This window comes from Hellea balneolensis DSM 19091 (assembly GCF_000428525.1).
In the GTDB taxonomy this organism is placed as follows: domain Bacteria; phylum Pseudomonadota; class Alphaproteobacteria; order Caulobacterales; family Maricaulaceae; genus Hellea; species Hellea balneolensis.
This window is the reverse complement of sequence record NZ_AUAC01000002.1, coordinates 26,631-49,996: the sequence shown is the minus strand read 5'-3', so window position 1 is coordinate 49,996 and position 23,366 is coordinate 26,631. Positions and strand designations below refer to the sequence as shown.

28 protein-coding genes are annotated in these 23,366 nt (G+C 47.5%); 11 read left to right on the top strand and 17 right to left on the bottom strand.

The window, feature by feature from the left end:
- Nucleotides 1–74: 74 nt before the first annotated feature.
- On the bottom strand, nucleotides 75–377 hold the full coding sequence (locus F569_RS0100320) for a hypothetical protein (protein WP_026940544.1): 303 nt from the start codon (nucleotides 375–377) through the stop codon (nucleotides 75–77).
- A gap of 48 nt (nucleotides 378–425) precedes the next feature.
- Between F569_RS0100320 and F569_RS0100315 the strand changes: the two genes are divergently transcribed.
- The 3 genes from F569_RS0100315 to F569_RS0100305 are packed head-to-tail and all read left to right on the top strand — an operon-like array spanning nucleotide 426 to nucleotide 1,793.
- Nucleotides 426–893 carry a hypothetical protein gene (locus F569_RS0100315; protein ID WP_026940543.1) on the top strand — a complete coding sequence of 156 codons (468 nt, stop codon included), beginning with the start codon at nucleotides 426–428 and terminating at the stop codon, nucleotides 891–893.
- Entirely contained in the window at nucleotides 874–1,347 is a 474-nt protein-coding gene (locus F569_RS15760) for a hypothetical protein (RefSeq protein ID WP_154813592.1), read from the top strand. Before F569_RS0100315 ends, F569_RS15760 begins: the two co-directional genes overlap by 20 nt.
- Nucleotides 1,344–1,793 carry a hypothetical protein gene (locus tag F569_RS0100305; RefSeq protein ID WP_026940542.1) on the top strand — a complete coding sequence of 150 codons (450 nt, stop codon included), beginning with the start codon at nucleotides 1,344–1,346 and terminating at the stop codon, nucleotides 1,791–1,793. Before F569_RS15760 ends, F569_RS0100305 begins: the two co-directional genes overlap by 4 nt.
- Here F569_RS0100305 and F569_RS0100300 read toward each other — a convergent pair.
- Together F569_RS0100300 and F569_RS18595 are read right to left on the bottom strand one after the other, a co-directional pair.
- On the bottom strand, nucleotides 1,790–2,974 hold the full coding sequence (locus F569_RS0100300; RefSeq protein WP_026940541.1) for an acyl-CoA dehydrogenase: 1,185 nt from the start codon (nucleotides 2,972–2,974) through the stop codon (nucleotides 1,790–1,792). The two genes, F569_RS0100305 and F569_RS0100300, sit on opposite strands and share 4 nt — an antisense overlap.
- Nucleotides 2,975–3,010: 36 nt before the next feature.
- The gene (locus tag F569_RS18595) at nucleotides 3,011–4,096 is read right to left on the bottom strand and encodes an arginine N-succinyltransferase (protein WP_051279018.1); all 1,086 of its coding nucleotides are present in this window, start codon (nucleotides 4,094–4,096) and stop codon (nucleotides 3,011–3,013) included.
- A 106-nt stretch (nucleotides 4,097–4,202) separates the two neighbouring features.
- On the opposite strand from F569_RS18595, the gene F569_RS0100290 reads away from it, so the two are divergent.
- Nucleotides 4,203–4,634, top strand: a complete 432-nt coding sequence (locus tag F569_RS0100290; protein ID WP_026940540.1) for an Lrp/AsnC family transcriptional regulator — start codon at nucleotides 4,203–4,205, stop codon at nucleotides 4,632–4,634.
- Here the strand turns inward: F569_RS0100290 and F569_RS18590 are convergent.
- Complete coding sequence (locus tag F569_RS18590) at nucleotides 4,631–5,242, bottom strand: DUF2799 domain-containing protein (RefSeq protein ID WP_051279016.1); 612 nt, start codon at nucleotides 5,240–5,242, stop codon at nucleotides 4,631–4,633. The two genes, F569_RS0100290 and F569_RS18590, sit on opposite strands and share 4 nt — an antisense overlap.
- Nucleotides 5,243–5,345: 103 nt before the next feature.
- On the opposite strand from F569_RS18590, the gene F569_RS15745 reads away from it, so the two are divergent.
- Nucleotides 5,346–6,341, top strand: coding sequence for a patatin-like phospholipase family protein (locus tag F569_RS15745; RefSeq protein WP_051279014.1), 996 nt, complete (start codon nucleotides 5,346–5,348; stop codon nucleotides 6,339–6,341).
- Between the two features lie 12 nt (nucleotides 6,342–6,353).
- Here F569_RS15745 and F569_RS0100275 read toward each other — a convergent pair whose 3' ends face one another.
- From F569_RS0100275 to F569_RS0100265, 3 genes are all read right to left on the bottom strand, one after another.
- Entirely contained in the window at nucleotides 6,354–7,313 is a 960-nt protein-coding gene (locus F569_RS0100275) for a beta-ketoacyl-ACP synthase III (RefSeq protein WP_026940539.1), read from the bottom strand.
- Entirely contained in the window at nucleotides 7,310–8,362 is a 1,053-nt protein-coding gene (gene plsX / locus F569_RS0100270; protein ID WP_026940538.1) for a phosphate acyltransferase PlsX, read from the bottom strand. Before plsX ends, F569_RS0100275 begins: the two co-directional genes overlap by 4 nt.
- A 90-nt stretch (nucleotides 8,363–8,452) precedes the next feature.
- The gene (locus F569_RS0100265) at nucleotides 8,453–9,001 is read right to left on the bottom strand and encodes a ubiquinol-cytochrome C chaperone family protein (protein ID WP_026940537.1); all 549 of its coding nucleotides are present in this window, start codon (nucleotides 8,999–9,001) and stop codon (nucleotides 8,453–8,455) included.
- Between the two features lie 91 nt (nucleotides 9,002–9,092).
- Between F569_RS0100265 and F569_RS0100260 the strand changes: the two genes are divergently transcribed.
- On the top strand, nucleotides 9,093–9,599 hold the full coding sequence (locus F569_RS0100260) for an outer membrane protein assembly factor BamE (protein ID WP_034387290.1): 507 nt from the start codon (nucleotides 9,093–9,095) through the stop codon (nucleotides 9,597–9,599).
- A 72-nt stretch (nucleotides 9,600–9,671) separates the two neighbouring features.
- Here the strand turns inward: F569_RS0100260 and thiL are convergent, their stop codons facing one another.
- From thiL to nrdR, 7 genes are read right to left on the bottom strand one after another with little or no spacing between them, the layout of a single operon-like run.
- The gene (gene thiL / locus F569_RS0100255) at nucleotides 9,672–10,679 is read right to left on the bottom strand and encodes a thiamine-phosphate kinase (RefSeq protein WP_162143702.1); all 1,008 of its coding nucleotides are present in this window, start codon (nucleotides 10,677–10,679) and stop codon (nucleotides 9,672–9,674) included.
- A complete protein-coding gene (gene nusB / locus F569_RS15740) occupies nucleotides 10,642–11,133 on the bottom strand; it encodes a transcription antitermination factor NusB (protein WP_051279012.1) in 492 nt (163 codons plus the stop codon). Before nusB ends, thiL begins: the two co-directional genes overlap by 38 nt.
- Nucleotides 11,130–11,561: a 6,7-dimethyl-8-ribityllumazine synthase gene (gene ribH, locus F569_RS0100245; RefSeq protein ID WP_034386960.1), complete on the bottom strand. Its 432-nt coding sequence runs from the start codon at nucleotides 11,559–11,561 to the stop codon at nucleotides 11,130–11,132. The genes nusB and ribH overlap by 4 nt, the downstream gene beginning before the upstream one ends.
- A gap of 2 nt (nucleotides 11,562–11,563) precedes the next feature.
- Entirely contained in the window at nucleotides 11,564–12,712 is a 1,149-nt protein-coding gene (gene ribB, locus F569_RS0100240; protein ID WP_026940533.1) for a 3,4-dihydroxy-2-butanone-4-phosphate synthase, read from the bottom strand.
- Nucleotide 12,713: 1 nt separating this feature from the next.
- A complete protein-coding gene (locus tag F569_RS0100235; RefSeq protein ID WP_026940532.1) occupies nucleotides 12,714–13,334 on the bottom strand; it encodes a riboflavin synthase in 621 nt (206 codons plus the stop codon).
- On the bottom strand, nucleotides 13,334–13,987 hold the full coding sequence (locus F569_RS0100230; protein ID WP_026940531.1) for a RibD family protein: 654 nt from the start codon (nucleotides 13,985–13,987) through the stop codon (nucleotides 13,334–13,336). Before F569_RS0100230 ends, F569_RS0100235 begins: the two co-directional genes overlap by 1 nt.
- 3 nt (nucleotides 13,988–13,990) lie before the next feature.
- A complete protein-coding gene (gene nrdR / locus F569_RS0100225) occupies nucleotides 13,991–14,464 on the bottom strand; it encodes a transcriptional regulator NrdR (protein WP_026940530.1) in 474 nt (157 codons plus the stop codon).
- A gap of 76 nt (nucleotides 14,465–14,540) precedes the next feature.
- On the opposite strand from nrdR, the gene F569_RS0100220 reads away from it, so the two are divergent.
- Nucleotides 14,541–14,960 (top strand): PaaI family thioesterase, encoded by a 420-nt coding sequence (locus F569_RS0100220; RefSeq protein WP_026940529.1) that lies wholly within the window; start codon nucleotides 14,541–14,543, stop codon nucleotides 14,958–14,960.
- On the opposite strand, the gene glyA is transcribed toward F569_RS0100220, so the two are convergent.
- Entirely contained in the window at nucleotides 14,948–16,243 is a 1,296-nt protein-coding gene (gene glyA, locus F569_RS0100215) for a serine hydroxymethyltransferase (protein ID WP_026940528.1), read from the bottom strand. The two genes, F569_RS0100220 and glyA, sit on opposite strands and share 13 nt — an antisense overlap.
- A gap of 84 nt (nucleotides 16,244–16,327) precedes the next feature.
- Nucleotides 16,328–17,584, bottom strand: coding sequence for a 5-aminolevulinate synthase (hemA, locus tag F569_RS0100210; protein WP_233353548.1), 1,257 nt, complete (start codon nucleotides 17,582–17,584; stop codon nucleotides 16,328–16,330).
- Nucleotides 17,585–17,704: 120 nt separating this feature from the next.
- Here hemA and hemB point away from each other — a divergent pair, with 120 nt between their 5' ends.
- A complete protein-coding gene (gene hemB / locus F569_RS0100205; protein ID WP_324603223.1) occupies nucleotides 17,705–18,673 on the top strand; it encodes a porphobilinogen synthase in 969 nt (322 codons plus the stop codon).
- Between the two features lie 2 nt (nucleotides 18,674–18,675).
- On the opposite strand, the gene F569_RS0100200 is transcribed toward hemB, so the two are convergent.
- Entirely contained in the window at nucleotides 18,676–19,530 is an 855-nt protein-coding gene (locus F569_RS0100200; protein WP_026940525.1) for an NAD(P)-dependent oxidoreductase, read from the bottom strand.
- Between the two features lie 112 nt (nucleotides 19,531–19,642).
- Between F569_RS0100200 and F569_RS0100195 the strand changes: the two genes are divergently transcribed.
- From F569_RS0100195 to F569_RS0100185, 3 genes are read left to right on the top strand one after another with little or no spacing between them, the layout of a single operon-like run.
- A complete protein-coding gene (locus F569_RS0100195; RefSeq protein WP_026940524.1) occupies nucleotides 19,643–21,481 on the top strand; it encodes an SLC13 family permease in 1,839 nt (612 codons plus the stop codon).
- 16 nt (nucleotides 21,482–21,497) lie between these two features.
- Nucleotides 21,498–22,226: an arginyltransferase gene (locus tag F569_RS0100190; protein WP_026940523.1), complete on the top strand. Its 729-nt coding sequence runs from the start codon at nucleotides 21,498–21,500 to the stop codon at nucleotides 22,224–22,226.
- Nucleotides 22,223–23,365 (top strand): TRAP transporter substrate-binding protein, encoded by a 1,143-nt coding sequence (locus F569_RS0100185; RefSeq protein ID WP_026940522.1) that lies wholly within the window; start codon nucleotides 22,223–22,225, stop codon nucleotides 23,363–23,365. Before F569_RS0100190 ends, F569_RS0100185 begins: the two co-directional genes overlap by 4 nt.
- Nucleotide 23,366: the final 1 nt, after the last annotated feature.

Below are 23,366 nucleotides of genomic sequence, written 5' to 3'. Positions count from 1 at the left end.
TCTAGGGGAAAGCCGGTTTCACCGCAAGCCTTATTCGCGGTGAGAGACTCACAGTTTCGTTTGCTCTTATGCGCCTATTTCTTTCGCATGCGATAATAGAGTAGACCCGCGATAAGACCGACAAAAACGAAACCGCCTGTCTCAAGCTTAGTGAAAGGCCCGATCCATGGCTCTGCCAGATCACCCATGCCGCTAACGTCAACATTGCCGCCGTAAAGCATCAAGGCACCGATCAATACCGCTAGCAAAGCCAATATGCTCATCATCGCAAACATCGCCCCGTAAAGCTTGTTGTCTGCTGCACGCTGTGCGGCTTTGCGTTCTTGTTGTTTTTGATATCGGCTAGCGCGGCGCAATCTGGGAGACTCATTTGTCATACTGTAGCCTAACATAGCCAAAATGGTTTTTCATGTTAAAATGACGTTATGCTGTTCTTACGATTCATCTTAGGGCTTGGCCTTCTTTTTGCCGTGACTGCGCAAGCTCAAGTCAACATGCCTGATCCCCAAGAAGACATTCCCCTGACTGAATCTGAACTCAAGACTGCCTTTAAGGGACAAACACATCGCGGTACGTATAACTTCAAACGCGTTAGTTTTCGGACTTTTGGGTTTGAAGAAACGACGCGTAAAGATGGCCGCGTTGAGCACCAACAAGACGGCCATACGGATACTGGTAGCTATACCATAAATGATGATTTGATTTGCTTTATCTATGATCCGAATGAGCGCGGTGAATTTGCACGTTTTAATCCAATATGCTTCAATATTTATCGGCGGGGTAATTGCTATTATCATTACCAACGTTCGGTTAGTAATAGACCCGTAAGCGGCTTCACAGCTCGCAGCGTAATAAAAGGAGACAACCCTGATTGTGCCCCACAAATTTCTTAAATTGAGTATTGCTGCTCTTCTTTTTGCCTCTCCGATTACAGCCATAGCCCAAAGTCAAAAAACAGATATACGTCCCAATGCTAATCGATTGCTCGGGGAAGATTTAAGGCTAAGCTTTAAAGGTAAAATCCATAGCGGGGCCTATAACTTTACAGAAAAAGGCGAGCCTACACGCTTCTACGAAGAAGCACATAATACTGATGGCCGCATAAGCTATACAGAAAATGGCCGTAAAGACCCCGGAACATGGCTCATTCTAAAGGACACAATGTGTTATCTTTATGACGCCCCTGATATGCCGGGCGGGTGCTTTCGCGTCTATAGAGTTGAAAATTGTTACTACTTTTACTCGGATCAAAATATAGAGCTCAAAGATGAGCTTGACCGAGACTATTGGACAGCACGAAGTGTAATAAAAGGTGAGCAACCAAAGTGTGAGGCCTCGATATCATGAAGACATTTTTTACAGCGGTTATCCTAATTTTTATCGCCTTGCCCACTTCCGCACAGGAAATCCCTAATCTTGACCGCTTGACTGGCAAGCACCTCTATGATGCCTTTATAGGCCAAACAATGGACGGAATCTATAAACGGCCACGCGAGCGTTCTGGAACGAATGAATTTACGGAAAGCTTCTACGCAGATGGCAGTACCTATTATCGCGAAGGTGACGTAACAGATAACGGAAATTGGCGAATCTCAGGTGATGTTATCTGCTTTACTTATTCAGGCGACTTATCCGGCGAAGAGAGCTGCTTCGTTGTCTATGCATCTGGATCATGTCTGTATTCTTACAACCCCAGAAACGTACGAAATGGCAAACCAATCAATAGTAATGCTTGGTCAGCCAAAACGCTTATTCGCGGCGATGTCTCCACATGCGATAACTTAATTTCCTAAAAGAACGCCTGATGCCCCGTCTGGGCACGGCCTAGAATGAGCGCGTGAATGTCATGCGTGCCTTCATAGGTGTTGACCGTTTCCAAATTCATGGCGTGGCGCAAAATGTGATATTCTTCACTAATTCCATTACCGCCGTGAATATCCCGCGAGACACGTGCAATATCGAGCGCCTTACCGCAATTATTACGTTTCATAAGCGAGATTGACTCAGGGCTCCAAGCCCCCTCGTCTAAGGCACGGCCCAAAGCAAGCGCACCCTGCAAACCCAAAGCGATTTCAGTCTGCATATCTGCAAGTTTCTTTTGAACAAGCTGAGTTGCCGCAATCGGTTTTCCAAACACAATGCGTTCCATGGCGTAGTCACGGGCCGCATGCCAGCAAAACTCAGCCGCTCCCATAGCGCCCCACGCAATCCCATAACGGGCTTTATTCAGGCAACTAAACGGCCCGCGAAGACCCTTAACATTTGGCATTAAATTTTCAGCCGGCACGAAACAATCATCAAAGGCAAGTTCACCAGTGATTGACGCACGTAAGCTTAGTTTACCTTTAATCTCCGGAGTGGAGAAACCTTTCATGCCGCGCTCTAGGATAAAGCCGCGAATAACGCCGTCCAACTTTGCCCAGACAACAGCAACATCAGCTACAGGTGAATTTGTGATCCACATCTTTGAGCCATTAAGAATATAACCGCCTGGGGCCGCCACAGCTGTCGTGCGCATCGCGCCCGGATCCGAACCGCCATCGGTCTCAGTTAGCCCAAAGCAACCAATCCATTCACCGGTTGCGAGCTTAGGTAAATATTTCTTCTTTTGTTCCTCCGAACCAAAGGACTCAATCGGATACATCACAAGTGAGCTTTGCACGGACATCATGGATCTATAACCACTATCGATGCGTTCAACTTCGCGGGCAACAAGGCCGTAAACCACGTGACTGGCACCGATTCCGCCATAAACTTCATCAACCATAGCTCCGAGCAATCCGAGCCCCCCCATTTCGTTGAAAATTTCGCGGTCAAAGCGCTCTTCACTATAGGCGGACTTAACACGCGGCATCAATTTGTCTGTGCAATATCCACGCGCCGTATCACGTATCATCCGCTCATCTTCAGACAGAGAGCTTTCCAAAAAGAGCGGATCGTCCCATTGATGGGTCATAGTAATTTCAGATGCCATGCGAGGCTCCAGTTTTAGTTTTATGAGTTATTAAATTTACAAGTGAGCTTTGACTAGGGTCTCTTGTGCCGCAGTTCTGCGAGGTTCCGCTTGCCAATATCTGACATCACCGCCCATCTCCGCGCCCAAGATATGAGCAGCTTCAGGCAGGACCAAAAGCCCATTTTCACTTGCTTTGGCGGGCGTTAGGACGGCTCTAAAATTATTAACTTTGCCTGAAGCGATCAAAGTTGGCACGCCCTGAGACCCACTTGGCGAGGCTATAATCGTGCCTGTTTTGGCATTCATTATTGTCCGTATTGTGTCTCGATGAGCTGACATTATTGGTCCAGCATCGAAAAGATCTATTGTACCTGAAAAAATAAAGCCCTCGCGCTGCAATAAACGCATGGCCCCTATTCCCGATGGATGTGGCTGTCCGAGAGAAGCTTTAACGTCTAGCGGCATTTCGCATGTTTCAATACAGCCGATAGGTACGATGTCCCCTAAAGTATCAGGGTTTCGATCATAATACTCGGCATCAGCTTCAAGAAAACTTTTCTCAAGCTTATATTCGAAAAGGTGATCATAAAGCGGGCTACCTTCTGCGCCGCAAATACCGCGAAGCTCAGCAATAACGCTGTCTCCAAACCGCCAAGACTCCGACGCCATTAAGAGATAGCGAACCTTGGCAAGGTAACGCCCTAATCCGTCAGCCCGAAAATCGGGATGAAGAAAGAGCGAGCCGACTTCTGTCGCGCCCGTAAACCGCGAAGAGGCTTGCAAGCACTGATCGGGCCCGTCGCCCTTAATATCAAAATTGATAAAGGGACTATCTTTTCCAATTTGGGTTTTCACTGCTGCACACCCAATAAGACGATCAGAACGTGTATCAAACAATCCGAGCAGATATTTATGCGGGTCTTCCAATGGCTTTTTGCCTGAAAAACTCATCTCTGATGACGCGATATAGTCTTTTAGAAAGGCGAGGCGCGGCTGAAGACTAGATAAGCCCCCGCTAGATTGGCTTACAAGCTTAAGTAAATCAGGGGCATCTGACGTAACAACGGGACGAAAAAGATATGTATCTTGAATTGCGCTCAATTTAAGCTCCGTAATGCCCCACCCTACTGCGCTCAACATTTTGAGTCGCATTAAATACAGATAAGCAAAATTTTTAATGATTTTGCAGTATTATATTGAGCGTTATGAAGTATAATATTGTTCAAATTGAGGAATTATTTTGACAATGCGCGTAACTTTCAAAGATCAACAGCTCCTCTCCGTCTTGCGCGGCAATGCCAGAGCGACAACAACGCAGCTTGCTCAGATATTAGGACTTTCACGCTCTACGGTACAAAAACGCCTTGAAAGATTGGAAACAGAAGGTGTTATAGCCGGTTACACTGTGCAATTGACTTCTGAATATCTCGACCAGGAAATCAAAGCTCACGTCATGATTACGGTCAGCCCTCGCATGACAGCAGAAATTATCTCCCAGATGGAAAAGCTCGAAGGTATACGCGCGATCTACTCAGTCTCTGGTCCGCACGATCTTATAGCCGAAGTCGCGGCTATGAGCGTCACAGACCTTGATGGCATGATAGACAAGATCATCGCGATTGAAGGCGTTGAACGCACGGTGAGTTCCGTGATTTTATCGACAAGATTAAAACGTTAAAAACTGTGCCGTGATATATCATTCTCATATTCGAACTCTCGAACATCCTGTCTTAAATCATCTAACTCACCTTCTAGGCGGTATTGCTTTTTAATTAAGCGCTTTCGCTCTTTAGCGCTGAGAGGGATAACGTTACCCTCATCGTCCTTATCAATAATATCGCCAGCAAGCCGCCCGCGCACATTGACTAAGGCCTCAAGCATGTCGTCATAGTTTTCGACAAGCCTTTTATGCTCTTTATAGATTTCATAAGCGGCGCGCCCCTCATCATAGCCCTGAGAAAAGCCTGAAGTCTCAGCCCCAGAACAGACTTGATTATAGCTGCTGCCGTTTTCACCCAATTCAAAGCCTTGTTCATAAGTACAATATTTGGTCAAACCACTCTCAAAAGCTGTGAGGTAAAGCTTACGATCCGGCTGGACGCCATATTTGGCACACGTCTTTGCATAGTCAGCAAGTTTGTCACGCGGTTTACCATTGACCCCGTCTTTATATCCTATGTCACTCCAACTGCCAGACACGCATTGGCTTTCGGAAATAGAGGCGCAGCCGGCAAGTCCGATCACGGCAGTTGATATAATTGCGATGTTTAAAATTGAAACTCTCATATGCGGCCCTTTATTTTGGTGTTTTTACAGACCTAACAAAGCAAGACTGAATTTTGCCTGAGATAGACGTTCATTTTCGTGTCAGCTTACGTTACAGATAATTATGAGACTCGACCCTGACAGCATTGGTGACAATAAAACGCCCCCCTTGGGATTGGCTCTTGGCGGCGGCGTAGCCCGGGGGTGGGCGCATATAGGGGCGCTTCGTGCTTTAATCGAAGCCGGTATTAAGCCAGACATCATCGCAGGAACGTCTATCGGCGCGGTTGTCGGCGGAGCCTATCTTGCGGGTAAGCTCGACGTATTGGAAAACTGGGCACGTGCGCTAAATAAGCGGCGAATGATGAGCTATATGGATGTCCGCTGGGGAGGATCCGGTTTCTTACGTGGGGAGCGCCTCGCCCGTGTTCTAAATCATTACCTTGGGGATACCCGGATTGAAGATTTGGACCGAAAATTTGCAGCTGTCGCATGCGATCTTCGCACCGGATACGAGGTTTGGTTGCAACGGGGTCCAATGGTTCCTGCTGTACGCGCCTCTTATGCCCTTCCCGGCGCGTTTGAACCTATTAAAATTGATGGGCGTTATATGATTGATGGCGCTCTTGTGAATCCCGTCCCAGTCTCAGCTTGCCGTGCTTTGGGGGCACATATGGTTATCGCTGTAAGCTTAAACGGAGACGCCTTTGGTCCTATAGGAAGCTCTCATGAGATGAACTTCGAAGACGAGGATGAGGACGACACAGCGGACCCGTTTGAACTTGCCTCACAATCCCTGAACAAATTACGTCCTGACCGCCTTTTAATAAAATCAATGATTGGGGACTCAAAGCCCGGCAAAGGGCCAAAGATAGGCTCTGTTATGATGGGGACGTTAAATATTGTTATGGACCGTATTTCTCGCTCTAGATTAGCAGGGGACCCGCCCGATGTCTTTGTTGCGCCGCGTATCGGCCACATAGGAATGCTTGAGTTTACCAAAGCAGATGAACTTATCGAACGTGGATATCGGGCAATGCAGCATGAGATCCCGCTTATTAAATCTGTTATGGATGTCTTGGGCCAAATGCCCTCTGCAGTACAAGAACCGAACAGTTAAGTTTAGAAGCCTTTAAAACTTAAAAAGCGCTGCGCCCCAAGTAAAGCCGCCGCCAAAAGCTTCGAGCATGACGAGGTCGCCGCGTTTAATGCGGCCATCTTTGACAGCAACATCCATTGCGAGCGGGACGGAGGCCGCAGAGGTATTCGCGTGATATTCAACGGTTGAGATGACCTGCTTTGGGTCAAGCTTTAACCGCTTTGCTACGCCGTTTAAAATACGCTGATTGGCTTGATGCGGCACAAACCAGTCAATATCAGAAATGGGAATACCTGCCTTTTCAGCGCAGTCCTGCATTGCGCCTGCAATGTCTTTGACGGCGTGTTTGAAGACTTGATTTCCGATCATTCGCACATGCCCGACAGTCTGTGTTTTGGACGGCCCGCCATCGACATAAAGCAGCTCGCGGTGTTCACCATTGGAGCGGATGAATGTGCTTAAGATGCCGTCATCCGAACCTTCTTGCGCAGAGACCACGACAGCTCCAGCCCCATCCCCAAACAGGACGCAAGTTGTGCGGTCTTCCCAATCCAAAATACGGGAAAATGTTTCCGCGCCGATCAGTAATGCATTTTTTGCTGTGCCAGATTTCAGCAGAGCATCCACGACATTCACGCCGTAAATAAAACCGCTACACACGGCTTGCAGATCAAAGGCTGCTCCATGCTTTATACCAAGCTTATGCTGAATAATCGTTGCCGTAGACGGGAAGGTATAATCGGGGGTTGTCGTGGCAACAACAATAAGGTCAATATCATCAGCGCTCATACCTGCATCGTTCAAAGCGGCTTGAGCGGCGGCGAGACCGAGGTCAGAAGTACATTCCCCTTCAGCCGCGATATGACGCTGCCCTATTCCGGTACGTTCACGAATCCACTCATCTGAGGTTTCAACGCGTTCTGAAAGCTCAGCATTGGATAGTATCTTCTGCGGCAGGTAACTGCCGATACCTTTGATGACACTCCGGATCATGCGATAAATCCTATATCGACATCTTCCTCATGCAAAGCATCAAGCGTACGGTCAATCTCCTCCATGAAGTCACTCTCCGCCAAGCCAATGGCTTTGCCAAGCGCCGTAGAAAAGCCAACGTGATCTGTCCCGCCATGACTTTTAATCACAATGCCGTTGAGACCTAGCAATACAGCGCCATTGACATTACGCGGATCGATTTGTTTGCGAAGCTTGCGCAGCGCGAACATATTCAAAAAAGTTGTAAATTTAGACCAAACGCTATTCTGCAAAGCGACCCTAAAATATGTCCCAATCAGCTTGGCCGTTCCCTCAGCCGTCTTCAAAGCAAGATTTCCGGCAAAGCCATCAGTGACAAAAACTTCGGCTCCGCCCATTGAGATGTCATTGCCCTCTACATACCCAATATAATTCAAACCAAGTTCACTTTGGGAAAGACGCTCATGTGCCGCCTTCACGGTATCATTACCTTTTCCTTCTTCGGAGCCGACATTTAAAAGTCCAACCCGGGGGCTTTTGACTTTATACAGTGCCCGGTAATAAGCTTCACCCAACACAGCAAATTCGGTGAGTTGTGCCGCATCGCAATCGACGTTTGCTCCTACATCAAGCACCACACCCATACCATTTGCGTTCGGCCAGGTCGCGGCAAGGGCTGGCCTTTGAACGCCAGGTTTCATACGCAACCGCACTTTCGAAATCGCCATCAACCCGCCCGTATTACCGGCAGAAAGGGCAATTGTCGCTTCCCCTTGCTTTACGGACTCAATCGCGTTCCACATGGAACTGCCCTTACCTCTCCGCAGCGCTTGTGAAGGCTTTTCGTCCATGGCGATAGACAGCTCTGTATGACGGACTTCCGAACGGGCTTTGGTTAAGGGGGCTTTGGAAAGTAGCGGCGCAAGAGCCTTTTCATCACCATGCAGCAAAAAACGGGCACGTCTGTTCTTTCCCTCGTGTTTCAGGAAATACTCGATGCCCTTAATAACGATACCAGGAGCATCATCTCCCCCCATAGCATCAATCGAAACTATTAACCCTTCGAGCATAAAGCCCTTCCTAAAACTTATATTCAAGGGGTCTATAAGGGATGAAGCTGTGAGAGGCTAACTAAAATTGGTGAAAGAATTCAGATGGTTTTAAAGGTTTGGCGCTTCCGGAATAGCAAAATCAGTTAAGGCGATTTGACCCAAACTAATATCCTGAAGATTTTGAGAAAACGACACCGTGTAGGCCGCTAAGCTCGATGCATACATACTCTCTCTGCCCTCCAAAAGCCCGTCTTTAAGCGCCTGCTCAAGACTGACTTTAGTTTCGGGGCTCTTAATTGCTTGAGTATAGGCCTTAACCCGTGTGTAAAAGAGCTGCATCATGGGCTTTATACGGCGTTTTATTCCTGTATCTGAAAGGCCCTCTTCGCGCATCGCAATCTCAAAATCATCACGCATGACATCAAAAATAGCTTGCGAAAGAAGCTCACCTTGTTTGCCATGAACCGACAAAGCTTCCAAGATAACGGCGATGTGCAAAGTTAAAATATCAATACGGCCGTCATAATTATCAGGGGCTTTTCCATCTCCGTAAAACTCTGCTTTGCGAGCTTGCTCCATTAGCGCGCTGTAAATCCTCGCGGCGTCTTCTAAGGCGGGGTCTTTACGTCCAAATAATTTGCTGAAAAATCCTGTCACTTACAATCCGTTAAATTTACACATAGCCTATTGCCAGCCAATGGGCGTTTCGCTAGGTCATAGCGAAAGTTCAAACAAACAAAAGCGTTATATGACTCGTTTCATTGCTAAAACTGTCGCACTTGCCGCGCTCGCTGGGGTTTTAACAGCTTGCAACCCCGTTCTTCGAACACATGGATATGTTCCTACCGTGGATGCTAAACCACAAGAAGTGAACCCTGATACTGATACTAAAGCAACCGTATTGGCACGCCTCGGTAACCCTTCAGTAAAATCAACATTTGACGAAGACATCAAAGACGACACATGGTTTTATATGAATGCGGTGCGTCAGCGTTATGCGTATCTGCGGCCAAAAGTCGAAGACCGAAGCATAACAGCAATTACATTTAACGAAGATGGTCAAGTTACCAAAGTCGCTGAATATGGTATTGAAGATGGCCGCTATGTTGATTACGTAAACAGAAAAACACCGACTCGTGGCCGAGAGCTTTCAGTACTTGAGCAGATTTTCGGCACCATCGGACGTTTGCCAACAGAACAAATTGGCGGACAGCAAGACATTCCCGGGGGGGGAGGAGGACCAGGCGGTCGTTAGATGACGCCAACCAGGTCTTCTTAAAAGCCCGAAAAAAGGTCAGACCTTCTTTCGGGTTTTTCTTTGGAAAATCTAAAAGTGTGTATGGCCAGCCTTATCAAAAGTTATGACTTTGCCATCCGATAAAATGGAAACGCCCTCACCGTTTTCCACAGTTCCAACCTTTGACACTCTTCCTCCTATAGCTTTGACGCCTTTACGAATCATGTTGGCATCATCAGGAGATGCTGAAAAAACGAGTTCATAATCATCACCCGCTGTAATGAGTGTCTTGAAGGCTTCTTCTTCGTTTTCTTGGCCTGCAAGCCACGCGCCGGCGGCTCTGGAAAGCGGTATTTTATCCGCATCAATAACGAGCCTCATCTCACCAGCTCTGGCCAGGTGCCGTGCATCCGCAACTAATCCGTCGGATATATCTGCACAGCTATTGGCATAAGTCCGCAAAGTTTTACGAAATAAGAGGCGGGGTTCCGGGCGATAATAAGCCTCTTCGAAATGCCATAAATCCTGAGCATCGGGCTGAGGCTCAAGCGCATCGCCAAGAACAGACTGTAAACCTAAATAAGCATCACCAATTGTTCCTGTCACCCATATGTCATCGCCTATATTTGCGCCGGATCTGCGCACCATTTTGCCTTCTGGTACGTCTCCAAGCAAAGTGGCACTAACAACCATAGGCCCATCGATTGATGTGGTGTCTCCTCCAAGCAAAGTGAAATCATAGGCATCTTGAACATCCTTAAGTCCTGCAGCAAATCCAGAAAAATATCGTGTTTCAATATCTCTTGGCCAAGCAATAGAGAGTAAGTAGCCTATTGGATTGGCACCTTTGGCGGCCAAGTCAGACAGGTTCACTCGCAAGAGCTTCTCAGCTGTGTCGCCGCCATAATGACCATTAGGAAAATGTACGCCTTCAACCATGGTATCTTTGGTTAGAATTAGGTCTTTGCCTTTATGCGGTTTTAAAAAGGCCGCATCATCTTTCAAACCTAACCCGCCAGGCCCTGCGAGGGGGGCAAGATATGTGGCTATAAAGTCAAATTCACCCATGGCTCGCAGAAGGTCCGCCAATAAGGCCAAATTCGGCTCCGCGCACAGCCTTGGCCATTTTATCGAGAGCGCCATTAACAAAACCTGGCTCTTTACCTTCGAAGAAATCAGCTGCAATTGACACGTACTGATCTATAATCACGAGCGCAGGAACATCGGGACGGCGTTGAATTTCATATCCAGCAGAACGCATAATCGCCCGTAGAGTTAGATCAAGACGCTTTAATGACCACTTCTCAGAAAGATTATCCGAAATACTCTTATCGATTTCTTTTTGGAATTTTACAACGCCTTCGACAAGATCAGAGAAAAACTCTTCATCGGCGACAATATAATCCTTTTCGTCTTCATGTCCAAAGCGATGCTCAATAAATTCTTTTACGACTGAGGTCGAAAGCGAACCGCCAACATCCATTTGATAAAGCGCTTGAACCGCGGCTAATCGCGCGGCACGGCGGAGCTTTGAATGAGGCCCCTTGTTCATTGCTTTGTACTAAGCTCAGATCTGATTTTGATCATTTTCAATGCCGCATTTGCGGCAAAACCACCTTTATCCTTTTTGTCTTTACTCGCCCGTGCCCAAGCTTGGTCTTCGTTTTCAACTGTTATGATTCCGTTTCCAATAGCGAGTTGTTGATTAACAGCCAAATCCATAATAGCGCGAGCACTTTCCTGGCAGACATAATCATAATGCGTCGTCTCACCGCGAATGACACAGCCCAAGGCCACATAACCGTCAAACCCTGCATTTGCCGCTTCTGCCATTGAGATAACATGCGGAATTTCCAAAGCCCCGGGAACCGTTACTTTTGTGATTTCAACTTTCGCCTCTTGGAGGGCGCCTAGTGCGCCCTCTAATAACGCATCAGAGATTTTATCATAAAATCGTGCTTCGATAACGAGCATTTTCATATCTATTTACTTCCGCTGACAAGTGGCGTGATGCCAACAAGTTCAAGATCATAAGCCTCAAGCCCAATGAGTTTAGGCATGGTATTCGTAATCAAGCGCATCTTTTGAACACCTTGGTGAGCGAGGATTTGCGCGCCAACGCCATATTCACGAATATTCTGTTCCTTGCGGTCCACAAAGCTCTTATGGGCTCCGAGGCGCTCCAGAAGAGTGTCGATAGATCCTTCCCGAATAAGGACGAGAACGGAATGCCCGTCATGCGCAGCGAGCTGTTTCATCGCATCCCAAATCAAACCTGAACGCGGGCTTTCTTCATAGAGAATATCACCCGCAAAATCGACTTTATGAACACGCACAAGAGTCTCAGTATCATCGCTTGGCGTTCCCTTAGACAGAGCCACATGCTCTTTTCCATCGAGGAAGTTACGATAGACATGAATTTTAAAATCATCGCCATTTTGCGAGGTGAAATCAGACGACGCAACATGCTTTACGAAGTGATCTTTCTTCATACGATAGGCCACAAGGTCTTCAATCGTGCCGATTTTCAATCCATGGAATTGAGCAAACTTAACAAGATCGTCTAGACGTGCCATTGTGCCGTCATCATTCATGATTTCGCAAATCACGGCAGATGGGTTTAGTCCCGCCATACGCGAGATATCCACTGACGCTTCAGTATGACCTGTTCTCACTAAAACACCGCCATCCTTGGCAATAATCGGAAACATATGCCCCGGAGAAACAATATCATCAGCACGACTCTCTGGGTCTATCGCGGTTTGAATTGTGTGCGAGCGGTCACCAGCACTTATCCCTGTCGTAACACCTTCACGAGCCTCAATGGATTGTGTGAATGCTGTTTCAAAACGTGAGCGGTTATCAGCAGACATATTCGACAAACCCAAAACATCTGCTTTTGCCTGTTCAATAGCCAAGCAAATTAGACCACGGCCGAATTTTGCCATAAAGTTGATAGCATCAGGTGTTGCAAATTGAGCTGGGATAATGAGATCCCCTTCGTTTTCACGGTCTTCAGCATCCACAAGGATATACATCCGGCCATTTCGGGCATCATCTATAATTTCTTCTGGTGTTGCGAGATTATAGGTTTGCTGAGAGTCGGCTTCATTCAATTTGATATCTGACATGCTATGCTTTCGTACGCGCCCGGGAATTCTCTAAGTATCTGGCCACATAACGTGCTATGAGGTCGATTTCCAGATTTACTTTGCTCCCAACCTGTAATTTCCCCAATGTGGTGACTTGCCACGTATGAGGAATGATATTGACCTCAAATTGGTTGTTCTCCACGTCATTCACCGTCAGGGACACACCATCAATCGTGATAGAACCTTTGGGCGCAATACCAAAGGCTATTTCGGCAGGTGCTTCAAACCGCAATTTGTGAGATCCGGCAATCTCTTCAAGGCTAATCAGAGTTCCGACACCATCAACGTGGCCGGTTACTAAATGTCCACCCATTTCATCTTTGCCTGTCAAAGCCCGCTCGAGATTGACCCGCGTGCCCTCATCCCAATCATCCAAGGTGGTTTTAGACAGGCTCTCATCGGAAACTTCAATAGCATACCATTCAGGGCCCTTCTCAATAACAGTCATACACGCCCCTGAATGAGAAATAGAGGCCCCGATATCGATTGTGTCAGTGTCATATGCACAGGTCACATCCATACGCGTATCGCCCCACTCTCCGCCAGTTCCGCGCGTAACGGACTTAATTATTCCTATATCTGTTATGATACCCGTAAACACTAAACTATCCGCTCATATCTTTCGTAAAGGTCATCGCCCAAATCTCTAATCTCAATACGATTGAACCGCTTGGCGAGGTTCATATTTTCGAGCCCCAAATCACCTATTGAGCCTCGGCTGTCACCCCCTAAAATGATAGGCGCCCTAAACCACTCAATCACATCAATAGCATCGAGGCGCAAAAAACTTGCCGCCAATGTCCCGCCGCCTTCAACGAGAAGCGATGCAATGCCATATTCATGAAGAAAACTCATCGCAAAACCCAAATCAAGACCATCATTTAAAGGTGTTTTGAGCAATCTAACGCCCTGCATTTCTAAAGCTTCGGCATTCTCACCTGTGGTCACATTCGTGAACAGCCAGACAGGCGTTTTCTTAGCCGTCCTTGCAAGGTTTGATCGCCATGATAATCGAAGATTTGTATCGAAAATCACGCGGACAGGATCTTCTTCCCCATCAATACGTGTTGTCAATTGGGGGTTATCAAGAACGGCGGTATTAGCCCCAACAGCGATGGCGTCGTGCCGCGCGCGAAGTTTACGCCCTTCAGCCCGCGCTTTCTCTCCGGTTATCCATTCTGACATGCCATTGGCGAGCGCGATTTTACCGTCTAGGGAGGTCGCAAGTTTCAGTGTAATACGGGGCCGTGCCAAGATTTACTCTTCTTCGCTCTCTTCAGAATCAAGTTTTTCTTCTTCGATAAAGGTCTCGAAATCAGCTGTCGCACGGAAGTCTTTATAGACTGAAGCATAGCGAACATAAGCCACCTTATCGAGACCTGCGAGACCTTCCATGACAAGTGCGCCGATATGGTCGGATGTAATGTCTGAATTACCGGCGCTTTCAAGCTGCCTGACTACGCCACTAATCATTTGCTCAATCCGTTCTGGTTCCACGGGACGTTTTTGCATCGCAATCATAATCGATCGCGCAAGTTTATCCCTATCGAAAGGCGTTCTGCGCCCTGATTTTTTCACAACTGTCAGTTCTCTAAGCTGCACGCGCTCAAATGTCGTAAACCGGCCCGCACATTTTCCGCAGAGGCGACGACGGCGAACAGCTGTATTATCTTCGGCCTGACGGCTATCTTTAACCTGAGTATCTTCGGAACTACAAAATGGACAACGCATGAGCAGTTAAGTAACACGTTTGCTCGGAAGCGCAAATGGGTTAAGTGTCTGCATCAGCTTAGAGAATTGAGCCCACATGAGTAAAGTTTCAGCCCAAGACATGAACCAGTTTTTCAAAGAAAACTTCACTGGAAATCGCGGCGCGATACCTGATATTACGCTTGCCAAGCCGGATCATATCATTATGGAAGCCGCAATGGATGATAGCAATTTACGGCCCGGAGGGTTTGTTTCAGGCCCGACTCAAATGGCGCTTGCTGATCACATTGCTTATGCTGTCATATTTACGCGGCTTGGCATCACACCTATGGCGCTAACATCCAATCTCAACATAGATTTTCTTCGCCCTTTGCAAGACGAAATAGTTCATATCGAGGGTAAAATGGTCAAATTAGGCCGCTCTCTGGCTGTCATTGCTGTCAATATTCGCGGCAAGAACAGCAAAAAACTCTCAAGCCGCGCGACAGTTACCTATGCTTTGCCTCAGCCTTCATAAATTGGGAATTTAGCGGTAAGGGCTTTTACGCGCTCACGCACAGAAGCTTCAACTTCGGGATTTCCCTTCGGGCTTTCAGCCAAAGCATCCAGAACTTCAGCCATTAACTCACCAATGAGTTTAAATTCAGCCGTTCCAAATCCGCGCGTTGTTCCAGCAGGTGATCCAACGCGAATACCAGATGTGATAGTGAACTTCTCTTTATCAAACGGGATACCATTTTTGTTACACGTGATATAAGCGCGGCCCAATGCTTTTTCAGCAGAGCGGCCTTTCACGCCCTTGGGAGACAAGTCAATCAGCGCCAAATGCGTATCTGTGCCGCCTGTGACAACCGCATAACCAGCCTCAACAAGAGCCTCAGCCATAGCTTTGCAATTATCAATCACGGCTTGGCTGTAAGCTTTAAACTCAGGCTTTAAAGCATCGCCAAAGGCTGCTGCTTTACCTGCAATCACATGCATAAGCGGGCCGCCTTGCAGACCTGGGAAGATCGCTGAATTGAATTTCTTTGCCAAAACTTCATCATTTGTCAGAATCATCCCCCCGCGAGGGCCGCGCAGTGTTTTATGCGTTGTCGTTGTCGCGACATGGGCATGAGGGAAAGGCGAAGGATGCGTTCCGCCGGCCACAAGACCTGCGAAATGAGCCATATCCACATGAAGGTAGGCGCCAACATTATCCGCAATTGCGCGGAAACGAGCGAAATCGATTTGACGTGAATAAGCTGAACCACCGCAAATAATCATCTTTGGCTTGTGTTGGACCGCAAGAGCTTCCACTTGGTCATAATCAATCAGATTTGTGTCGTTCGTTACGCCGTAAGCAATTGCATTGAACCACTTACCGGACATATTCGGCGGAGCACCATGCGTTAAGTGACCGCCAGAAGCTAAATCCATTCCCAAAATCGTATCCCCAGGCTGTAAAAGCGCCAAGAAAACACCTTGATTGGCTTGGGACCCAGAATTGGGCTGTACGTTAGCAAAGCCGCAATCAAAAAGTTCGCACGCGCGATCAATTGCAAGTTGCTCCGCCACATCCACATGCTGACAACCGCCATAATAACGTTTTCCCGGATAGCCCTCGGCGTATTTGTTTGTCAGAACGGAGCCTTGCGCTTCCATAACGGCTTTTGAGACAATGTTCTCAGACGCAATCAACTCAATTTCATGTTGCTGGCGGTCATATTCGTCTTGCATTGACGCAAAAAGTTCAGGGTCACGGTCTTTAAGGGATTGACTGAAATAATTGCCTAGATGGGCAGTACTTTGATCTGTCATGGGATGATTCCGTTTTTAAATTCTACGGGCGAGATAGTTTGAAATAGGCTGCATCGCAATGCGAGAGGTGAATTTTACATGTCTCTAAGCAACATCCGCTTTTTTCAGGCCAAATTCAGCCCAAACAATGTCCAGAGCGCTCATGAGTTCATCCATCATGGCATCTGTGTGGAATGGGCTTGGCGTGAAACGCAAGCGCTCTGTGCCGCGTGGAACCGTTGGGAAGTTGATGGGTTGCGCATAGATGCCGAAATCCTCAATCAAGCGATCTGATATTGCTTGGCATTTGACGGGGTCGCCGACCATCAGAGGAACAATATGTGTTTCGCCGTCAATAAAATCATACCCGACTTCACGGAAACGGGCCTTGAGGACATTCGCACGTTCTTGATGTTGAGCGCGTTTTTCAGGCGTCATTTTCAAAACCCGCACAGACCGCAAGGCCCCTGCCGCTGTGCTGGGTGGTATAGACGTCGTGAAAATAAAGCCAGACGCCATAGAGCGCACCGCATCAATGATGACGCTATCCGCTGCGATGTAACCACCAACCATACCATAAGCCTTGGCTAGTGTACCTTGAATGATGTCAATACGGTCCATCAAGCCGCGTTCTTCGCTAACACCGCCGCCTGTAGGACCATACATACCTACGGCATGCACTTCATCAATATAAGTTAAAGCATTGTATTTATCCGCTAAATCACAAATCTGCTCAATTGGGGCAATATCCGCATCCATGGAATAAACAGATTCAAAAGCGATAAGTTTAGGGGCCTCAAAAGGCAGCTCTTTGAGCTTAGCTTCGAGATCTGCAAGGTCGTTATGCTTGAAGATCTTCTTCTCGCAACGTGCGCGCTGGATACCAGATATCATAGAGGCGTGATTCATTTCATCAGACAGAATGACAAGGCCAGGCAGGATTTTGCTCATAACTCCCAAAGTCGCTTCATTCGCAACATACCCCGACGTTAAAACCAGTGCCGCATCCTTTTGGTGAAGCGAGGCAAGTTCTTGTTCGAGCTGAACATGATAACGCGTCGTGCCTGAAATATTGCGCGTCCCACCTGATCCTGTTCCAGCGGCATCAACGGCGGATTTCACTGCCTCAACAACACATTCGTTCTGGCCCATGCCCAGATAATCATTCGAGCACCAAACAGTGATGTCTTGCTCACTATTGTCTTTAAACCATGTCGCTTCGGGGAAAGCTCCTGCTTTGCGCCGAATATCCCGAAAAATACGATAACGTCCCTCTTCACGGACATTATCGACCGCGGATTGGAATTTTTCTCTGAATTTCGCACCCATAATGGGATTCCCAAATTTGTTTTCAACTTCCATATATAGGAAATCATTTAAATTACCACTACTCAAACGTCGCAAATTGTCTCATATCAAAAATTGAAACGGCTTGTATAAACGTTTGAAACTATGGAGTTAATCGTGTCCACCTATCCTCACATGCGTTTACGTCGCACACGCCGCGAAGATTGGTCGCGCCGATTAGTTCGTGAAAATGCTCTCACACAAGATGATCTTATATGGACAATCGTTTTATCTGATGGGCCTGATAAGCGCAGCCCGGTACCATCTATGCCGGGTGTTGAACGTGTGAATTTGAGCGAGATCGTAAAAGAAGCTGAGCGTGCCCGGGCTTTGGGAATTCCCGCTATTGCTTTGTTTCCACACATCAATTCAAAATTCAAAGATGCCAATGCCAGTGAAGCCCTAAATCCTAATGGTCTTGTTCCCGAGGCTGTTCGCGCAGTCAAAGCCGCAGTACCTGAGATAGGCATAATCGTTGATGTGGCGCTCGACCCTTACACGGACCACGGCCATGATGGCTTAATGGAAGGCGAGACTATTATAAATGACCCAACCGTTGAACTTTTAGCTGAAAGTGCCTTGATTTTGGCGGATGCAGGTGCGGATATTGTCGCCCCTTCTGATATGATGGATGGCCGCGTCGGAGCCATACGCAACTCCCTAGAGACCAGTGGATATTCTGATGTAATGATAATGTCATATGCGGCCAAATATGCGTCTGGTTTTTACGGCCCTTATCGCGACGCCATCGGCACCGCGTCAGCTCTCAAAGGTGATAAGCGCACATACCAAATGGACCCTAGCAATAGCGATGAAGCTTTACGTGAAGTCGAACAGGACATTCTCGAAGGTGCCGACATGGTGATGGTCAAGCCGGGAATGCCTTACCTTGATATTATCCGCCGTATTAAAGACGAGTTTGCCATGCCCACCTATGCATTCCAAGTCAGCGGCGAATACGCCATGATGATGGCGGCAGTGCAAAATGGTTGGCTAGACGAGGAGCGTATTATTATGGAGAGCCTGAACGGATTCAAACGCGCGGGTTGTGACGGCATTCTGACCTATTTCGCACCCAAGGCTGCCGAATGGCTCTCGCGGTAAATTTAGCTTAAGCGCTTTAGTAGGCTAGACGTATCCCATCGATTTCCGCCCATTTCTTGAACATCACTATAATATTCGTCCACCATTTTCGTTAGCACTAATTCAGCACCAACATCTTTGGCTGTTTTCAAGGTTATCCCCAAATCTTTGCGCATCCAATCCACCGCAAAACCAAAGTCATATTCATCGCGCCCCATGGTGGAAGCCCGGTTATCCATCTGCCAGCTTTGCGCTGCGCCTTTACCAATAGCTTGAATGACTTCATCAATATCAAGACCCGCTTTTTGCGCAAAATGAACACCTTCGGCCAATCCTTGCAAAATTCCTGCAATGCAGATTTGATTGACCATCTTGGTGAGCTGTCCTGCTCCGCTTAGGCCCATTAATTTCATTGCTTTCGCATACGGCTCCATAATTGGCTCTGCTTTTATATAGTCTTCTTTATCACCGCCGCACATAATTGTGAGCTGACCATTTACCGCTCCAGCTTCTCCTCCTGAAATCGGCGCATCTACAAAACCAATACCTTTAGCCATAGCCATTCCATGACATTCACGAGCGCATTCAGCCGAAGCTGTTGTATGATCAACAATGATGCTACCCGCTTCCAAAACTTTCAAAGCTGGCGTGACGACGGCATAAACATCCGGATCATCCCCGACGCAAATCATAACAAAATCAGCGTTTTTGACAGCCTCTTCAATAGTATCCGCAAACTGGCCGTCATACTCATCTGACCACAACTTTGATTTGGACTTTGTCCTATTCCATACAGTCACTTGATGTCCGGCTCTTAATAAATGCCCAGCCATGGGATATCCCATAACGCCCAAACCTAAAAATGCACATCTGGCCATCTATAAATCTCCAAAATATCCTTGCCTTACGCGCTTCTATTCAATCAAATAAAGATATGACAGTTTTTTCTAAAATTGAGAATTAACTCAAAAAAAGGCAGAACCCTTAAGGATGGATAGTTTCACGATAACAGCCAGTTGGCAGATGTGGGCGACAATGCTCATCGTTCTGATTGCTGTCTGGTTCTATGTTAGAGAACGTTATTCAATAGAGACGATTTCAGTGGGCGTCATTGCGGCGCTCTTGATTTTCTTTCACTTCTTCTCGCCTCCCGGTTCTGAGGGACTTGATAGCAGTTCCCTTCTATCAGGCTTCGCGGCGCCTGCCCTTATTACCATCATGGCTTTGCTTGTCGTCGGTCAAGGCATGTTTCAGACTGGGGCGCTCGAAGGCCCAATCATGAGCATCAATAATGCGCTCGACAAAAGCCCCCGCCGCACTTTGTTCCTTGTCTTTGCTGTCGCCTTTGCCGTGTCTATGTTTATGAATAACACGCCGGTTGTCGTTATGTTTATTCCTGTCTTATCCGCCATGTCATCAAGGCTGCGCCGCTCAGCGTCCCGCTACATGATGCCTTTAAGTTTCATGTGTATTCTTGCGGGTATGACTACGCTGATCGGATCTTCGACTAACCTTCTGGTTAATGACGTCCTGCAACGCAGCAGCGATATGTCACTTGGTTTTTTCTCTCAATTTTCAATGGGAATAGTATTAGCGGCCATTGGCGCTATTTATATTATCTTGGCCTCTCCATATCTATTGCCCGAACGCAAAAGTCTCGAAAAAGAAGTCAGCGAGTCCGGACAACAATATATTGCGCAAATACGCGTAACTGAGAACCATCCGTTGAAAGGCACACAACCTATTGCAGGCCTCTACCCTGCGCTAAAAAACGTAACAGTTCGTATGATACAACGCGGCGAAAAAGGCCTGCTACCGCCTTTCGAACATGCCTTGCAAACAGGTGACGTCTTGATTGTTGCCGCAACCCGTAAATCTCTCTCGAATCTCTTATCCTCGAGTCCTCGATATCTGGAAGGTATGCTCAACATTGCCGGCTTCCACGATGAGAGTAAGACAGGTGAAAATACAGAGGCCATCATCATCAGCGAAGCCGTTATTGCGCCGGGCTCACGTATGATCGGACGCAACATTGAGCAAGTCGGTTTCAGGCGGCAGACAGGATGCCTTGTTTTGGGCATACAGCGCCGCTCACGAATGATCCGAAAACGGATGCTTGAAATACGCCTTGAGGCTGGTGATGTGCTGCTGCTATTTGGATATGACGCAGACATGAGAGAACTGCGCAATAACCGGGACTTGTTATTACTCGACTGGTCAAAAGCGGAACTCCCGGATATTCGAAAATCTCTATTTGCACGAATTATCTTCGCTGGGACTATATTTGCCGCAGCCACGAGTTTTGTCCCGATTGAAATTGCTGCCCTAAGTGGTGCCCTCGCTATGATTATGAGCGGGTGCCTAAACATACGTCAGGCGGTACGCGCATTGGATATGCGAATCTTCTTGCTGATCGGCGCAGCTTTCGCCATGGGGCTAGCCTTAGAAAATACTGGCGGAGCCGCCTATATCGGCATGAAAGCCGTCGAGACTTTCCAGCCCTTTGGTAATCATGTCCTAATAGCGGCTGTTTTCTTGTTAATCGCGCTTATGACCAACATCATATCCAATAGCGCATCAGCCTTGCTATTTGCGCCAATAGCACTCGCAATAAGCCAACAGACGGGCATAGATCCCATAGCCATGGTTATGACGGTCATTTTTGCAGCAAATTGCTCTTTTGCGACACCTATTGCTTATCAAACGAACCTGTTAGTGATGGGCCCAGGGCGCTATAATTTCGCTGATTTTGCCAAATTTGGTATCCCTCTTATTTTCCTTATGTGGATTAGCTTCACACTCCTCGTTCCTCTGTTCTTTCAAATATAGCGTGATATAGAGCCTTATGACGCAACCTTTTGATCCGAATCGACTACAGTTTTACCTGACGATTCCTTCGCCATGCCCATATCTGCCGGGACGCATGGAGCGTAAAATATTTACGCAACTCGACCCCTTAACGGGCCCTCATTTAAATAACTACCTAACGCATGCAGGCTTCAGGCGATCACAGAATGTGATCTATCGGCCAGCATGCGAAACTTGCCGCGAGTGCCGGTCGCTTCGTATACGAACGGCGGAATTTACACCAAGTAAGAGCTTTCGCCGCATTAAAGCCAATAATGCTGACCTCACAATGACCGTTCAAGAATCCTTTGCAACAGAAGAGCAATATGATCTTCTCCACCGTTATTTAATCTCCCGTCATCATGGCGGCGGAATGTCAGAGATGGATTTTGTTCGCTATGAAATGATGGTTGAAGAATGCTCAGCGGAAACTGAAATCATCGAGTATCGCGACACATCCAACACTCTTATAGCAGCGGTTTTAATTGACCGACTGCAGGACGGGCTGTCGATGGTTTATAGCTTTTTCAATCCAGAAGAGCGAAAGCGCAGTCTTGGCAACTTGATGATATTGGATCAAATAAGTCGCTGTCGATCACAAGACTTACCTTATCTCTATTTGGGGTATTGGGTCGAAGGGAGCCCTAAAATGGATTACAAAGCTCGTTTTCAGCCTTGTGAAATTCTTGGCGCTGAAGGATGGCGTGTCATGGAGAGTGGCAAATGAAACGCCGTCACATTTTAGGAGCCGCTGCTGCCGTCGCGACAGGCACAGGGGTTGCAGCAATACTTGGTAAAAATCCCAAAACCCCCGCTGCGGCTAAAACCGAGAAAAAGATAGGCGCGCCAAATATCTCCAAAGGACTGAAACAATTCCGCATGGCCACGACGTGGCCCAAAGACTTTCCGGGCTTGGGGCAGATGCCTAACCGTTTCTCCAAAGCGCTTTATGATATGAGCAATGGCCGAATAGACGTTAAAGTCTATGCTGCTGGAGAACTTGTCGGGGCGCTTGAATGTTTCGATGCGACGTCAACAGGCGCGGCGGATATGTATCACGGCGCGGAGTATTACTGGCAAGGAAAGTCCAAAGGCTTTTCATTCTTCACAGCTGTGCCCATGGGCATGACCGCCTCAGAGATAATGGGGTGGATAGATCATGGCGGCGGCCAGAAATTATGGGATGAACTGTCTGCCAGCTTTAACATCAAGCCTTTCCAAGCCGGAAATACAGGCCACCAAACAGGCGGTTGGTTCAAAAAAGAAATGAACTCTCTTGAGGACTTTAAAGGTCTGAGGTTTAGGATGCCGGGCATAGGCGGAGAAGTCCTCAGGCGCCTTGGGGCTGCGCCCGTGAACATGCCGGGCGGTGAGATTTACCAGGCGCTACAATCAGGCTTACTCGACGGCACAGAATGGGTTGGCCCTTGGAATGATTATGCCTTTGGATTTTACCGTGAGGCCCCTTATTATTACGCGCCGGGATTTCATGAGCCAGGAGCTTCTCTTGCTGTAGGTATCAATCTTGACGTTTGGAATAGTTTTAGCGCCTCGGAACAGGCCATGATTAGCTTTGCTTGCAAAGCGGCAAATGATGCTAGCCTTGGCGAATATACCTATGAAAACGCCAGAGCGCTCAACATTCTAAAAACGCAGCACGGCATTGAACCTCGTTTCTTCAGTGATGAAATCATGATAAAGATTGGGAAGATAAGTGAAGATGTCGTCCGTGAATTAGGCTCATCAGATGCGCGTACAAAAAAAATATACGACTCCTATCTGGCTGCCCGAAATGAATATCGCGGCTGGACGGAAATGAGTGATGGCCGCTATATCCGCGCCCGTCAAGCAGCGTTAAAAACTTAAA